Annotated in this window: 16 protein-coding genes; 9 read left to right on the top strand and 7 right to left on the bottom strand. The window is 43.6% G+C overall.

Features of this window, described 5'->3' with window-relative positions:
- Positions 1-16: 16 nt before the first annotated feature.
- Both R3D86_02750 and R3D86_02745 read left to right on the top strand, forming a co-directional pair.
- Positions 17-601: a uracil-DNA glycosylase family protein gene (locus R3D86_02750; GenBank protein MEZ5757122.1), complete on the top strand. Its 585-nt coding sequence runs from the start codon at positions 17-19 to the stop codon at positions 599-601.
- Positions 602-1,021: 420 nt separating this feature from the next.
- A complete protein-coding gene (locus R3D86_02745; GenBank protein MEZ5757121.1) occupies positions 1,022-2,269 on the top strand; it encodes a hypothetical protein in 1,248 nt (415 codons plus the stop codon).
- A 180-nt stretch (positions 2,270-2,449) separates the two neighbouring features.
- Here the strand turns inward: R3D86_02745 and R3D86_02740 are convergent, their stop codons facing one another.
- Positions 2,450-3,712 (bottom strand): pyridoxal phosphate-dependent aminotransferase, encoded by a 1,263-nt coding sequence (locus R3D86_02740; protein MEZ5757120.1) that lies wholly within the window; start codon positions 3,710-3,712, stop codon positions 2,450-2,452.
- A gap of 174 nt (positions 3,713-3,886) precedes the next feature.
- Positions 3,887-4,780 (bottom strand): LysR family transcriptional regulator, encoded by an 894-nt coding sequence (locus R3D86_02735; GenBank protein MEZ5757119.1) that lies wholly within the window; start codon positions 4,778-4,780, stop codon positions 3,887-3,889.
- Positions 4,781-4,872: 92 nt separating this feature from the next.
- Here R3D86_02735 and R3D86_02730 point away from each other — a divergent pair, with 92 nt between their 5' ends.
- Positions 4,873-5,595, top strand: coding sequence for an NAD(P)-binding oxidoreductase (locus tag R3D86_02730; protein MEZ5757118.1), 723 nt, complete (start codon positions 4,873-4,875; stop codon positions 5,593-5,595).
- 135 nt (positions 5,596-5,730) lie between these two features.
- On the opposite strand, the gene R3D86_02725 is transcribed toward R3D86_02730, so the two are convergent.
- The 5 genes from R3D86_02725 to R3D86_02705 form a co-directional block, all read right to left on the bottom strand.
- Complete coding sequence (locus R3D86_02725; GenBank protein ID MEZ5757117.1) at positions 5,731-6,774, bottom strand: hypothetical protein; 1,044 nt, start codon at positions 6,772-6,774, stop codon at positions 5,731-5,733.
- 116 nt (positions 6,775-6,890) lie between these two features.
- Positions 6,891-7,760 carry an MBL fold metallo-hydrolase gene (locus R3D86_02720; GenBank protein ID MEZ5757116.1) on the bottom strand — a complete coding sequence of 290 codons (870 nt, stop codon included), beginning with the start codon at positions 7,758-7,760 and terminating at the stop codon, positions 6,891-6,893.
- A gap of 93 nt (positions 7,761-7,853) precedes the next feature.
- A complete protein-coding gene (locus R3D86_02715; GenBank protein ID MEZ5757115.1) occupies positions 7,854-8,717 on the bottom strand; it encodes an MBL fold metallo-hydrolase in 864 nt (287 codons plus the stop codon).
- Positions 8,714-9,394 carry a uracil-DNA glycosylase gene (locus tag R3D86_02710; protein MEZ5757114.1) on the bottom strand — a complete coding sequence of 227 codons (681 nt, stop codon included), beginning with the start codon at positions 9,392-9,394 and terminating at the stop codon, positions 8,714-8,716. The genes R3D86_02715 and R3D86_02710 overlap by 4 nt, the downstream gene beginning before the upstream one ends.
- Positions 9,391-9,951: an NYN domain-containing protein gene (locus R3D86_02705; GenBank protein MEZ5757113.1), complete on the bottom strand. Its 561-nt coding sequence runs from the start codon at positions 9,949-9,951 to the stop codon at positions 9,391-9,393. The genes R3D86_02710 and R3D86_02705 overlap by 4 nt, the downstream gene beginning before the upstream one ends.
- A gap of 170 nt (positions 9,952-10,121) precedes the next feature.
- Here R3D86_02705 and folK point away from each other — a divergent pair, with 170 nt between their 5' ends.
- The 6 genes from folK to R3D86_02675 all read left to right on the top strand — a co-directional run bounded on the left by folK (position 10,122) and on the right by R3D86_02675 (position 15,348).
- A complete protein-coding gene (folK, locus tag R3D86_02700) occupies positions 10,122-10,649 on the top strand; it encodes a 2-amino-4-hydroxy-6-hydroxymethyldihydropteridine diphosphokinase (GenBank protein ID MEZ5757112.1) in 528 nt (175 codons plus the stop codon).
- 95 nt (positions 10,650-10,744) lie between these two features.
- Positions 10,745-11,140: a DNA-directed RNA polymerase subunit omega gene (gene rpoZ / locus R3D86_02695; GenBank protein MEZ5757111.1), complete on the top strand. Its 396-nt coding sequence runs from the start codon at positions 10,745-10,747 to the stop codon at positions 11,138-11,140.
- A 102-nt stretch (positions 11,141-11,242) separates the two neighbouring features.
- On the top strand, positions 11,243-13,393 hold the full coding sequence (locus R3D86_02690) for a bifunctional (p)ppGpp synthetase/guanosine-3',5'-bis(diphosphate) 3'-pyrophosphohydrolase (protein MEZ5757110.1): 2,151 nt from the start codon (positions 11,243-11,245) through the stop codon (positions 13,391-13,393).
- 15 nt (positions 13,394-13,408) lie between these two features.
- Entirely contained in the window at positions 13,409-13,996 is a 588-nt protein-coding gene (pyrE, locus tag R3D86_02685) for an orotate phosphoribosyltransferase (GenBank protein MEZ5757109.1), read from the top strand.
- 76 nt (positions 13,997-14,072) lie between these two features.
- A complete protein-coding gene (locus tag R3D86_02680) occupies positions 14,073-14,621 on the top strand; it encodes a DUF2062 domain-containing protein (GenBank protein ID MEZ5757108.1) in 549 nt (182 codons plus the stop codon).
- Positions 14,608-15,348 carry a pyridoxine 5'-phosphate synthase gene (locus R3D86_02675; protein MEZ5757107.1) on the top strand — a complete coding sequence of 247 codons (741 nt, stop codon included), beginning with the start codon at positions 14,608-14,610 and terminating at the stop codon, positions 15,346-15,348. Before R3D86_02680 ends, R3D86_02675 begins: the two co-directional genes overlap by 14 nt.
- Positions 15,349-15,366: the final 18 nt, after the last annotated feature.

Below are 15,366 nucleotides of genomic sequence, written 5' to 3'. Positions count from 1 at the left end.
GCGAGGGAACAGGCAGATGTCAGCTTTAACACTGGATGATTTTCTAACCGAGATCAGAGCCTGCAAAATCTGTGAAAAATCCTTATCCGATGGCGTAAGGCCGGTTCTTCGCGCGGGCGAGGGGGCAAAAATCCTCATCGTCGGGCAGGCCCCGGGCCGCCGCGTTCATGCAAGCGGTATTCCCTTTGATGACCCAAGCGGCGATCGACTTCGTGACTGGATGGGGGTGGATAAGGATATTTTTTACGACAGCTCCAAAATTAATATAGTGCCGATGGGCTTTTGCTATCCGGGGACAGGGAAAAGCGGTGACCTCCCGCCCAGAAAGGAATGTGCCGACGCCTGGCGCGCGCCACTGATGGAAAAACTGACCTCGGTCGAACTTACCCTTGTGATTGGCCAATATGCCATTGACTGGCATCTTGGGGAACGGCGTAAAAACACACTGACCGATACGGTCCGCGCCTGGCGGCAATACTGGCCCGACCATGTCGTGCTGCCCCATCCCAGCCCGCGCAATAATATCTGGCTTCGGAAAAATGACTGGCTCGAAACTGAAATCCTCCCTCGGCTTAAAAAACGCGTCAGGGAATTACTTTGAAAAATGTGTATTTTGTACAACCTCTTCCGACATATAGCGGACAGTCAAAATTTGCCTAAATATTAAGCTAATGCGCTTATATTCAAATGCTAATCTTTACTCTGATAAATTTTCAAAAACCTGTTTATTGATCAATGTTTAGAAGCTCTTAAATATCTAACGGCAAGGCAATTTTAAATAGGTGAATATACAAAAAAACTAATTTGATCCGACCATGTAAACCTGCTTCATTTAACGAAAATATATAAATAGTTTTTGAAGCCAAAAATAAATTACTTTTTATAAAAAAATCTTGAAATTTTTAAAATTTTGGTGCATTGAGTTGCCGCGCACGTGCCTTGGCTCAATATGGTACAGCAACGACGTAGCTTTTTTGTTAACAACGGGGATTTGTTCCCTATTTGCTTTGGGTTATAGTTGATGCACCATAAAATTTCCTCTGCGGGACGTCAGTCTCCACGCTATATTTCGAATAAGTATGTAGTTGGCCAATATCCGCACGGTTTTTCCAATAGTTTTGTTGATAATGATTTATCAGATGATGACGTTCGTGCGCTTGCTCCTATTTTGCCGGTAGCAATCCTGTTGCCGGATGAAGTAATAGGCAAGACAAGAGAGTTTATGGATGCATTTACGGGGAGCACAATGTTTGCCGTTAAATGTAATCCTGATCCTATAATACTTAAAGCGATTTATCAGTCGGGCGTGCGTCATTTCGATGTTGCATCTATCAGCGAAGTACGTTTGCTACGGTCTCTTTTCGACGACGTTGAACTTTATTTTATGCATCCAATTAAAGCGCCCGAGGCTATAAAAGAAGCCTATGACTTGCATAATTTACGAGTTTTTTCGGTCGATTATATCGGAGAGTTGGACAAAATTCTGAAAGTCCTTGGTGATAAGACTGATTTGGTTTTGTATGTCAGATTTGCAATTCCAAAAGATAAACCGGATGGTGGTGTTGCAACTGATTTTTCTACAAAATTTGGTGCAAAATTTGACGATGGCGTTACTTTGCTGAAAGAATGTCGACCCTATTGCAGCCGACTTGGTGTTAGTTTTCACGTTGGTACACAATGTGAAGATCCGTTCGTTTTTGAAAAAGCCATTGCCCATATATCTCGCGCCATAAACGAAAGCGGCGTAATTGTCGATGCCCTGGATGTTGGAGGTGGATTTCCGGCATCCCTTCCAGGACCAAGATTAATTCCGCCAGTAACCGCATTTACGGCAACAATCGAAACAGCAATTAAAGATCAAGGGCTCGAGGGGCTCGATCTCATCTGCGAGGTTGGTCGTGCTATAGTCGCCTCTGGGGGCTCCCTAATCGCACGGGTTGAAGGACGCAAGGGCGATCTTCTTTACCTGAATGATGGTACATACGGTGGTATTTTCGAAGCCGGCGGGGCGATTGGCCTACGTTATCCCGTACACCTTATTCGGAGTGATGCTCATCGTCCACCTCTACCGCTACAGCCTTTTCGGTTTGCGGGGCCAACATGCGATTCCGTTGACTTGATGAACGGACCATTCATGCTTCCAAATGATGTTCAAGTTGGTGACTGGATCAGAATTGAACAATTGGGCGCATATGGCGAAGTATCCCGCACAGGGTTTAACGGGTTCGATGCCACACATAAAATAACCGTGAGCAGTCAGGTCGAATGACCTTGACATTGGCCAGTTGATTAAAACTTTTATTCTTTTAAAAGTTTCGTTTTTATCCAAAGGGAAATTTATCAATAAAAGTTATGATGTGTGACCGCTTCAGATCGGAAACAGACGGGGGTATATAATCTTTTCCTGTCTAAAGAAAAACTAAAATTATAATCCGTCCAGATGATCCTCTTAACCGTTGCCTATATCCTTTTTGTATTCTTCCAACACTTCCGACAAAAGCTGGATGTCGCTTTCAAATGTTTCGGGCAGGAGGGGGCCGAAACTGAACCTGAACATGTCCATATAGGGGCTGACATAATCCGGATCTTTGGAATGGGGCCGACCCATATCGCAGTCGCGCCCAGCGAGGATCGCTGCACCGCGTTTATAAAGCCGGCGGTTAAATTCATCGCAGTTCATGCCTTTCGGCAGCCTGATCCAGTGGTAAAACCCGCCGTTTCCGGTAAAAACTTCCAGACCCATTTTTTCAAAGGCCTGCTTATACCGCTCCCGTTGCCAGTTATAATGTTCTTCAATGGCTTTGCGCTGTTTGGCGACCCGTTCCGGTTTCATGAGCTCGACAGCATACATCTGGCTGGGGTGGGATACCCCACCCATGCCGAAGGAGCTGAAATTTGACAGCGTTTCAATATTCTTTTTGGACGCAATGATCCAGCCGACACGAATGCCGGGGCTCTGGAGGCCCTTGGTACAGGCCCCGGAAAGAAAGATATTGGAATTATCAAGGTCTTTTACATACTGCAAACCGCTGACCGACGGCGAATGGAACATTTCATAGGCTTCATCAAGCAAGATACCGTTTCGCGGGGCCTCCGCCATCTGCATGAGTTCTTTAAGCTCATCCCCGGCACGCGCGTGTCCGGTCGGGTTGCTGGGGTTCGATATGACCGGGAAAAGCATTGTTTTATGATTAAGGCCCGAGCGGTCGAAATATTCAGCATTGCTCGGATGAAAATTATTTTCCGGCGTCATGGGGACCGTTTTCCAGTCCGCCTTCGTCTGGGTCAGGATATCAAGATATGCTGGCCATTCAACATTGCCGATACGTACCTGGATATTCTTTTTCAGGAATGCCAGTACGGTATAAATACCCGGGCGCCCCCCGGCAAAGATCATGACATTATCCGGGGTAATGTTTGAGCCGTAATAGGTATTGTAATACTCAACGACAGCGTCGCGCAGCAGCGGATGGCCCCATGCTTTTGGATAAAACCGGTCTTCCCATGTCACATCGACGGAGGAAGGGAGCGATGGGCCATTAAACTTTTCAAGTGGGGTGGTAAGCGGAAAGCCCTGTGACCATGGGTGGGTGCCTTCGGTTCCCATGAACGCACCGAAGGCCTCCTTAAAGGCATAAAGCGTTTCATAAATGCCCATGGGCGGCACGTCATCATTTAAAAAAGAGTCTGTCGGGTGATTTGTAAGTGTCATAGCTGTCTAAACCCCTTTATTCTTATACCCATTCTTTTTAACCCGGAATCCGTTTTTTTGCCAAACGATATTATTCGCTGGTCATCTTAAAAACATTCTATTTTTCGTTTCGTTCCTTTATTGGTTTTATATAAAAAACATCAAATTGTGAAATGAGATTGTATTAAACTATTCTCAAAATTTCGTAAGTTCTTCTTGAAGTAAATCATATACTACCCGAATACGCTTACTGGTTCGAAGCTCACGGTGAGAGACAAGCCAAAGTGGTAAAATGGCGATAGGCTCAAGGACTGGAATAACCCTTTCAATTTGAGGGTCTGCATCACCTATATCTTCTGGAAAAAGGGCAATCCCCATACCTTTTTTAACAAGCTCATATTGCATCAGCAGAAACTTGGTTATGATTGGAAAATTTCTTTGGGTTAAATTCGATCCAAAACCATTCAGAATATTCAAGACGGTGTCGCTTCGATCAAACCCAATAAAATCAGCTTGCGAAAGACCGCTCACGGAGTCCGGGTTTCCAATGCTGTTTATATAGCCTGGACTTGCATAGAGACGGATATTAATTTCCCTGATTTTTTTGGCGATGAGATCAGGATGTTCAGGGTGAAAAGTTCGGATCGCGATATCGGCTTCACGACGTCGCAAATCACTTGCATCGTTGGACACAACGATTTCTATATCTATACCGGGCTCTTGATTGCGGAGTTTGGCAATGAAGGCGGGTAATCGAAAAGTAGCATCGACTTCACTCGCAGAGATGCAAACCGACCCTTCGATAGATTGTGACTTGCCCGCTGCAGAAAGCGAGACACGGCTGGCAGCGTCCCCCATAGCGCGGACATGATCAACAAGCTCTAATCCGTTGGGGGTTAAAATCAACCCATTGCCGACGTGTTCAAAAAGCACAACACCAAGCTCTTCTTCCAATGCTGAAACCTGACGGCCAAGAGTAGGCTGTGTCATACCAAGAGCCCTAGCCGCAGCAGATAAAGACCCTTCCTCGACGGTTACTAAAAAGGCACGCGCTCTGTTCCAATCAAATTTTACTGATTTCCAATCCATACAAATATGTATAGCAGAAATGCATATATAGGCAATTTATTTAGAAAAAATGCATGGTTATATAAGGCCAATTGTTGATTGAAAGGAATAAAATGAAAATTTTTATAGCAGGTGCAAGCGGCGCAACAGGCCGATTACTGGTCGCTCAATTACTTAAACGCGACCATGAAGTGAAAGTGTTGGTTCGGTCGAATACTAATTTATCCAGGAAATTGGAAAATCATAAAAACCTGACGGTTGTTTATGAAAGTATTCTTAACCTTGATACCCAGGAAATGGCAAATCTTGTTCATGGATATGATGCCGTGGTCTCATGCCTGGGCCACAATTTGAGCTTTTCTGGTATATTTGGCGCACCGCGCGAACTGGTAACAGAAGCAACACGACGACTTTGTGACGCAATCAGGGTTAATAACCCGGTTAAACCAGTTAAATTTATTCTTATGAATACGACTGGTAACAGAAACAGGGACCTTAATGAGCAGATTTCCTTTGCTGAAAGATGTGTTATTGGACTTATTCGATTACTTCTTCCGCCTCATAGGGATAACGAAAAAGCAGCTGATTATCTGCGCACGCAAATTGGACAAAAAGACGACAGAATAGAATGGGTGGTGGTGCGTCCTGCACTTTTAATCGATGAACTAGAAGTCAGCGACTATAATATTCACCCTTCACCTACCAGAAGTGCAATCTTTGGTGGGGGGAAGACCAGTCGAATTAATGTAGGCCACTTGATGGCTGATCTTATCATAAATGGTGGTCTTTGGAAAAAATGGCAAGGCAAAATGCCAGTAATTTACAATAATATCTGATTTATAATAATATCTGATCCAATTGGATGATTGCCTGGAATCGAGAGAGGTCATCAAAATACAGTTTAAAGAAACAAAAAAATACCCGCGGGGTGCGGGTATTTTCTCTTTTCGGGTTCTATTTAATCGTCTTGCTTAAAAACTTGGTTCCGCGACCGGGTCACCGAATTTCCAGCTGCCATCCGGCATCAGACAGGCATTGCCATATGCGGGGACGTCCTTGCCGCCGATCTGAATAGTTGTGGTATATTCACGAACCTGCAGGCAGTTTTCATTGGCAAACTGGTCTGACTGTTGCTGTTGACCGCTATAGACCTGCTGCTGTGGTTCCTGGGTATAGACCGGAACCTGTTGAACAACGGTCTGTACCGGTCTTTCAATATAAACCACCCGTGTTCTTGGACGATAATAATAGCTGCTGGCCCATCCGTATCTTGGTCCGTAGCCGTAATAATAGGGATAGCTGTAGCCATAAGGATAACCGTAATTATAGGACAGGCTAATGCTGCTGCCGCTATAATAACCGCCATATCCACCATAGTAGCTACTGTAATAGCTTGGGCTGTTCAGCGCAGAATATAAAAACGCACCGGTCACCAGACCCGGAATAAACCCGTTATTGTTATACCGTCTGTTATAGTGGTTTCTATAATTATTGCGGTATCTGTCTCTATAATTGTCGCGGTAATTATAGTTATTGATTATCGTGCGGTTTGGCCGCTGATTGGCCACGTAACCGTTCCCAAGGTCTCTGTTAACCCTTGTCGTCGTGCGGTTAAGAGTTCTTGTAAAAGGGTTGCTATTATTGTTGCTATTGGAAAAAGTTCGGTTGCTGCTTCTTGTGCCTTCACTTAAACTTCTCATGCTGCTCGCATTGACGGCAGGGCGGCTTATTGTAGGGCGACTTGCCTGTTTGTCAAAGTTTCTTGAAGGGCGTACAGCAGCACTTCTTGAAGCCTGACGCATTACACTTGCAGCAGGACGGCTTATGCTGTTTCCCATCGCCCGGTTTGGGCGAGCATTGGATACGGCCGATTTGCCGCCGAAATTTTTATACGCAGCAGATTTCGAGCGCCCATCTTTTGGGCCCGCTTCGGCAAGTGGGGTCATAAGCATACCCATCATTGCCAATCCACATATGGCCGCTGAACTTTTTAGGAATTTTTTAGACTTACTCATAATAGTATTCCTTAGTTATTCATAATAGAACCCGATCACCTGAGAATCACTATACCAAGTTCAGCTTAACCCAAACTGAACGAAAATTCCAGTTTTTCACCATACCAAAGGTTGTTTTATCTATTTATATGGTTGTAAATATCTATATATACTATACTTAAAAATGTATCCGGGTTCATGAAGCCGTTTCCATAATCAGCGTCATATTTTTTAAGCGGGGCCATTTCCTTAACCTGATCAAGGGTTAAGCCCTTTTCAGCTAGGGGCCTTAAGATGCTGTCAATATCCATCAGAACGTCATAATAAATCTTAAGCCCTGCTTTATCGGTTAGGGGGCCGTGGCCGGGGATAATCTTGGTTTGATCATCAATCTGATTAAGGGTGTCCTTAACGGCAATCAGGACGCCTTTCCATGATCCGCCACCTTCAACATCAACATATGGGTAGGCTTCATTAAACATGATATCAGCCATGTGGATGACATTTTTGCCGCCAAAATAAACGATGCTGTCACCGTCAGTATGCGCGGAACGATAATGCCTTGTTTTAATATCCATGCCATTTAAGTGAAATGTCAGCATGTCATTAAATGTGATGATCGGCAGAGCTTCTTTTGCGGCACCACTTTCATTCAGGCGGTTATAAACCTCATCATGGGCAACGATATCAATTCCCATTTTGCCCAGATTTTCATTTCCGCCGGTATGGTCGCCGTGATAATGGGTGTTGAAGACAAAATGAATTTTATCACTTGAAAGTTTTCGGATAGCGGCCACAATTTTTTCAGTTAAAGGGGCATACTGATCGTCAATCAGAAAGACACCGTCTTCACCGATTGAAACCCCAAGATTGCCCCCTTCGCCTTCAAGCATATAAAGATTATCAGTGACTTTGGTGGTTTTGATTTCGATTTTGTCCCAATCCTGCGCGGTTGCCGCACTGGCAAAAGCAAGGCTGGCGGCTAATGTAATAATTGTTTTTTTCACGATTATGTCCTTATTTTATTATGGTCAGGAGTATATTTTGCAATGGAATATTTTGAAACTATATCATAGTGACTGTTCATTTCAAATGGCTGATTATTGTCGTTCTTTTAAGATACTGTTATAGGCAAATTTTAAAAATGTTTCGCCTCTTATATCCCCTTTGCCCCAAGTGTCATCATAGTCTCTAAGCAGCGGCAGTTTGATTATTTCATCTATGCTTATCCCCTTATCAGCAAGGGGGATGAGTTCATTATATATTTTCTTGAGAACCTCGTTATAATTTTCAAGTTCAGCCTTGTTTGAAAGCCTGCCATGTCCTGGAATGATGATGGTTTGATCGTCAATTGTCTTAAGCACATCATCAACTGCATTGATCATACCGATGAAGGATCCGCCAGCATCAATATCAATATAAGGGTAACCGCTTTGTTCAAATAGGTCGCCAGTATGGATGACATTTCGCCCTTCAAAAAAGATAACACTGTCACTTTCAGTATGGGCATTCGGGTAAAATCTGGTTCTGATGGTAAAGCCATTCATGTGAAATGTCATTTTATCATTAAAGCTTATAATGGGCAGCGCTTCTTTAGGGACATTCTGGTCGTGAAGCCGTTCGTAAACCTTATCATGCGCGGCAATGTCAATATTCATTTTGCCTAAATTCTCATTCCCGCCGGTATGATCATCATGATAATGGGTGTTGAAGACGAAATGGATTTTTTTGTCTGACAATTTTCGAAGTGCGGCCAGAATTTTATCGGTCAATGGGGCATATTGATCATCAATAAGAAAAATACCGTCTTCACCGACTGATACTCCAATATTTCCGCCGTTGCCCTGTAGCATATAAAGACCGTCGGTTATTTTTGTCGCTGTGATTTCAACACCGTCAAAACGTCCCTGCGCCCATAATGTTAAGGGCATCATCAATGCAAAAATATATATGAAAATCTTCAATTATTGCTCCCCAGATAATTTTTGATCTGATTAAATACATTCTCAAACATTTCAGTCGTCAGTCGTCCCGTGTTGGTATTATATCTTGAGCAATGATAGCTATTGATCAATTGAATTTTGTTTGAAAGAGTGTGCATCCGGTTATGGCCGAATTTGAAAGCTGATTTTTTCTCGCCAAAGGTGGACAGTACGGCATTATGGGCAACTAGGCCCAGCGCTAGGATTATGCGGATTTTGGGAAGCTTTTCAATCTGTTCAATAAGGTATGGTCGACATGCTTTTTCTTCGGCGCCCATTGTCTTATTTTGTGGCGGAACGCATCTGACAGCATTGGTGATTATGGTATTTTTTAAAATCAGGCCGTCATCAATACGTGCCAGAAATTGTCCGCTTGCAAAATTGAATTTCAAAAGCGTCGGATAAAGCAGGTCTCCGGCATAGTCACCTGTAAATGGTCGTCCGGTACGGTTAGCCCCTTTAAGGCCGGGGGCAAGGCCGATGATCAGGAGTTCTGCATTGGGGTCACCAAATGCCGGGACCGGACCATTGAAGAAATCCGGGTACTTTTTTCTGTTTTCTTCCCTGAAAGCAACCAGACGTGGGCAAAGGACGCAATCAAGCGGAGCATTGCCGGGAAGCAATTCCGTGTTTTTTTTAATAAGATTTAAATTTTTCATATTCTGGGATGCCCGGTGGCAGCTGTAGATGCGCTTCGCCCGAATTCCTCTTTCATATTGGCAATTTCAATAAAGCTGTCTGCCTGACGTCGAAGTTCATCTGCAATCATCGGCGGATTGGTTTTGGTGCTGCTGACGACAGAAACCCTGACCCCTTTTCGCTGCAGGGATTCGACAAGGCGTCTGAAATCACCATCGCCTGAAAAAAGCACCATATGGTCAACATGCTCAGCCATACCCATCATATCAATGGCAAGTTCCATATCCATATTGCCCTTGATCTTCTTTTCACCGTTTTGATCTGTGAATTCCTTCGTTGGTTTGGTTATGAGTGTATAGCCGTTATAATCAAGCCAATCGACGAGTGGTCTTAGCGGCGAATATTCCATATCTTCAATGAGGGCCGTGTAATAATTGGCCCGAAGCAACCGGCTTTGGCTGGCAAAATAAAGCCTTAACCGGCTATAATCAATGTCAAAATTAAGGGCTTTGGCGGTGGCAAAAAGATTAGAGCCGTCAATAAAAATGGCCAATTTTTCTTCTGGGTAAAAGAGCATAATAAAATTCCTGAAAAATAAATAAAATATGTTTCATTATAACATAAAATTTTGGCAAGTGGAACAGGAAGAGAAATGAAAAGATTTAGAAGCTTTATAAGTAATTTTACTGGCTCATTTATAACAGATACTGTAAACAGCAACTGTTTTTAATAGTAATCGGACTTTTCATGATTTTAATTGGCCTGGGCAGTAATCTGACAACTGCTGACTATAAATCGTCCAGCGAAATACTTGATGCAGCCATTAATGAACTTAAGGCAAGTGGGATTCAAATTTTAAAAAAATCCCGATATTATGAAACGGAGCCTGTGCCAAAATCTGACCAGCCATGGTATGTTAATGCCGTAATTTCTGTAGAAACTTCTTTATCTGCTTCAGAACTCCTGAAATTAATGCATGAAATTGAACAGAATCTTGGTCGTGTAAGACGGGAAAGATGGGAAGCACGTATTATCGATCTGGATCTTTTATGTTATCACGACAAAATATATCCGAGTAAAAAAGAGTGGTTGGCAGTGGTCTCTAAAAATACAAATGATGGTATGATTGTCCCGCATCCGCGTATGCATTTAAGAGACTTTGTGCTGATTCCGGCAGCGGAAATAGCGGGCGTCTGGATGCATCCGGTGTTGAAGAAAAATATAAAGACCATGCAAAATGAGCAACTTTCTGATGGAATTGTAAGACTTTTATAGCCATTTCCCCTTAAAATTGCTATATATCGCCTTTACAGAACAGGGTAACAATTGTATAAGCCCTTTTTTATTTATTTATATGGAGAATGTGCACTATGGCACGCGTTACCGTAGAAGATTGCGAAGATAAAGTTGATAACCGTTTTGAGCTTGTGCTGCTTGCCGCTCGTCGTGCGCGTCAGATTTCAGCCGGAGCTCCCATCACAGTTGAGCGTGATAATGACAAAAATCCTGTTGTTGCTCTTCGTGAAATTGCCGATGATGCTATTCAGCCGGAAGATATCAGAGAAGCAATTCTTTATGGCCTTCAAAAGCATGTCGAGGTTGATGAGCCTGAAGAAGATGATATTTCACTGTTGCTCGCGGAGCAGAAATTGTCAGAAAATAATCAGGATATGACTGCCGATAATCTTTCAAAAGTAGCTATGGAAGTGAAGGCTGATGTTGCCAGGGCGGAAGCAGATTTCGACGACGAAGACGACGACGAATAACAGCACAAAAAATATTTATAAAAAAGACTTGTTTGAGGTGTTCTCAGCAGGTCTTTTTTTGTACACTGCCAGAATATACGAACTTAATATGGAATTTGGCTGGTGATACGTCAATTTGAACTGGTAGATATGGTCAAGGCTTATGACCCGGATATAGACGAGGCCCGTCTGAACCGGGCTTATGTTTTTTCCATGAAAGCGCATGGTTTGCAGAAACGGGCAAGCGGTGACCCTTATTTTTCTCATCCGCTTGAAGTTGCAGGAATCCTCACGGAAATGCAGCTTGACTGCGATACCATTGTCACGGCACTGCTTCATGATACGATTGAAGACACGGTTGCCACTTATGAGCAGATCGAAGAACTTTTCGGTACCAACATTGCCAAAATGGTTGATGGTGTAACCAAACTTTCTGAGCTTGAATATACATCTGAAACATCAAAGCAGGCGGAAAATTTTCGTAAATTCCTACTGGCGATGTCAAATGATATACGTGTGTTGCTGGTCAAGCTTGCTGATCGCCTCCATAATATGCGTACACTTCATTATATCAAAAACCCGGATAAAAGGGCGCGGATTGCACGCGAGACACTGGATATATACGCGCCGCTTGCAGAACGGATAGGAATGCAGGAGCTGATGAATGAACTTGAGGATCTCGCTTTTCCTCACGTTTATCCGGAAGCGCACGAGTCGATTATGAAAAGGCTCGATTATCTTTATGCCAACACAGAAAATATCCGTGATGAAGTGATTACGGAGCTTGAAAAAATATTTGCCAAAAATTTTATTGATGCAGAGGTGATCGGCAGAAGGAAGCAGCCTTACTCAATCTGGAAGAAAATTACATACAGAAATGTAAGCCTTGAAAATCAGGCTGATCTGTTTGCCTTTAGGGTGATTGTCGACGATGTGGGGGACTGTTATAAGGCGCTCGGCGTCATTCATCAGGTATGGCAGGCAGTGCCCGGACTTTTAAAAGATTATATCTCCATGCCGAAACCAAACGGATACCAGTCTATCCATACAGTGGTAATCGGCCCGCAAAGAAAACGAATTGAAATTCAGATCAGGTCAACCGAAATGGACATTATTGCCGAGAAAGGGGTAGCCGCACACTGGCGTTATAAAAATGATGCCTCGCCAAAAGACGGCGTTCATTATCGCTGGCTTCGTGACCTTCTGGAAATACTTGAGCATGCAGCTGACCCGGAAGAATTTCTGGAACATACGAAAATTGCCATGTATCAGAATCAGGTTTTTTGCTTTACCCCCAAAGGCGAGCTGATCAATCTTCCGTCCGGCTCCACGGTTGTTGATTTTGCCTATGCTGTTCATACAATCATCGGTGAAACATGTGTGGGCGGCAAAGTGAATGGTGAACCTGTTCAGCTGAAACGGATACTGTCAAATGGTGACCAGGTTGAAATATTAACCTCAAAAGCACAGAAGCCTCATAAAAGCTGGGAAAATTTTGTCGTTACCGGAAAAGCAAAAGCGGCAATTCGGCGTTATACCAGACAGCAGCAAAAACAGGAATATATCAGGCTTGGTGAAGAAATTCTGAAACATTCATTTGAACAGGAAAATCGTGAATATACAATCAAGTCAATTAATGACGCTGCCAATAAGCTTAATCTGGATGGCGGATCATCAACGGTATTTGAGAAAGTCGGCAGTGGTGAGGTTTCAGACAGGAAAGTACTCGAAATCATTTTCCCAAGACTTAAAGACAAAAAAGATGTTAAAAAATCCGGACCAATTATTCTGGACACCAAACGAACCCACAAAGGTGGCGATAATCAGCTGCCTATTAAAGGGCTTACACCCGGATTGCCTGTTCATATATCCAAATGCTGCCATCCGCTGCCGGGGGACCGAATAGTCGGGATTGTCTCGGAAGGAAAGGGCATAATGGTCCATACCATAGATTGTGAAGCTCTGGATGTTTATACAGAAGCGCCCGAAGCCTGGCTTGATCTGTCTTGGCATCCTAAGGATGAAGATTCGGAAATTTTTATCGGTCGTGCTGATATGACAATAAAACACGTGCCGGGGGCACTGGCTTCTGTTTTGTCCATTATTGCGCAGGATGATGGTAATGTCAGTAATATAAAATTCAGCGAAAGATCCGCTGACGTTTTCAGAATTGAGCTTGATCTTGAGGTCAGAGATGTTAAACATTTGACAGACATTATTTCTGCTCTAAGAGCCAGCAAATTCGTTAATACCATAGAGCGGGCATTTACATAAACAAAAAGGATAGCCATGGACAAGCAAGCCGTTTTAAATGAATTCAGAGATGCAAAAGCACTGCTGGAAGGACATTTCCTGCTTTCATCCGGCCTTCATAGTGAAATGTATCTCCAATGCGCAAGGGTTCTTATGTGCCCCGAAAGGGCAGCCCGGCTTTGTAGTGCTTTAGCAGAAAAAATCAGATTAAATATAGAGCCTGAAATAGATATGGTGGTTTCCCCAGCCATGGGCGGAGTGATTGTGGGCTATGAAATGGGTCGACAGCTTGGTGTCAATGCTATTTTCACTGAACGGGTTGAAGGCATGTTTGAGCTGCGCCGTGGTTTTGAAATCCCGAAAGGGGCAAATGTCTTAATGGCCGAAGATATTGTCACAACAGGACTTTCTTCCAGGGAATGTATTGAAACAATTGAAAAATACGGTGGTAAGGTGGTCGCAGCCAGCTGTCTCGTGGACCGCAGCAACGGTAAAGTGGATGTGGGTGTCCCCCTGGTGTCATTAATGGGGCTTGAAATTCCGGCATATTCGGCAGATAACCTGCCGGCGCATCTGAAAAATACCGAGGCTGTAAAGCCGGGAAGTCGTGATTTAAAAAAATAGCATTACAAATTTAAGAGGTTTCGTCCTGTTTAAGCGCCGAAAAAAACAATCCCTATTTGAAAAGCTGAGAGAGTTTTTGTGGCCTAAATCAGGTTGGAGACGTGCGGCCAGCTATCTTCATCACCGCATTGCCCGAATTGACGGAACGCCTTATGCCATTGCCTCAGGGTTTGCCTGTGGTGCAGCGGTTTCCTTTACCCCATTTGTAGGACTTCATTTTGTTATTGCTGCAATAATTGCCTGGATTGTCAGAGGGAATATTTTTACTTCAGCGATCGGAACGGCGGTCGGCAATCCTTGGACTTTTCCAATAATCTGGGCAGTAACCTATGACTTGGGAATTAAAATACTCGGCTGGCAGGCAACTGATGATATTATGATCAAAATGGGTGAAATGTTCAGCAGTTTTACAATTGTTGATCTTGTGAATGATCCGTTAAAGGCGTTAGAACCATTTTTTGAAACAGTTTTTTTACCAATGTTGCTCGGCGGTGTTATCATTGGGGGGATGTTATGGATAGCGTTTTACTGGCCGATTTACAAATTGGTTTCACAATATAAAATAAACCGTCTGAAAAGAAGACAGATGAAAATGAAGAAGGGTAAATATAATGAGCAGCAATAGAATTAGGCTAGGTGTCAATATTGATCATGTCGCCACAGTGAGAAATGCCCGCGGCGGCTTTCATCCGGACCCGATCAGGGCTGCTCTGCTTGCTCAAAAAGCAGGGGCGGACGGTATTACGGCCCACCTTCGTGAAGACAGAAGGCATATAAAAGACAGTGATATTGAAAGGTTAATGGCAGAAATTTCAATTCCCCTAAATTTTGAAATGGCCGCTACAGAAGAAATGCTTGAAATAGCCACCCGATTAAAGCCTGCGTCTTCATGCATTGTACCAGAAAAACGCGAAGAACTGACCACTGAAGGTGGTTTGGATGTGATTGGCAGCTATAAACATCTTGAAGAGTATATTGCCAAACTTAAAGCAGCAGGGGTTAGCGTCAGTCTATTTATTGATCCCGACCCAGATCAGATTAAAGCGTCGAAAGAGCTTGGTGCGAACAAGGTTGAGCTACACACGGGCTCCTATGTAGATGCACATGGCAAAGAAAGGGAAGATGAGCTGGAAAGGCTGAGAGTTGGGGCCAGGTGTTGTGGTGAGCTGGATCTTGAGGTTCATGCAGGACATGGACTTAACTATGAAACAGTTGAAGCAGTGGCCAGAATTAAGGAATTTACGGAATTCAATATTGGTCATTTTTTAATTGGGGAAGCAATTTTTGTTGGCCTGGAAGGCACTATTATTGAAATGCGCAGGCTGATGGACAGGGGACGGGAAAATTGCTAGGCACGTCACATTTAAGCC

It is taken from the genome of Emcibacteraceae bacterium, assembly GCA_041396985.1.
Taxonomy (GTDB): domain Bacteria; phylum Pseudomonadota; class Alphaproteobacteria; order Sphingomonadales; family Emcibacteraceae; genus Pseudemcibacter.
The sequence above is the reverse complement of the archived record's forward strand: the minus strand, read 5'-3'. Positions and strand labels throughout refer to the sequence as shown.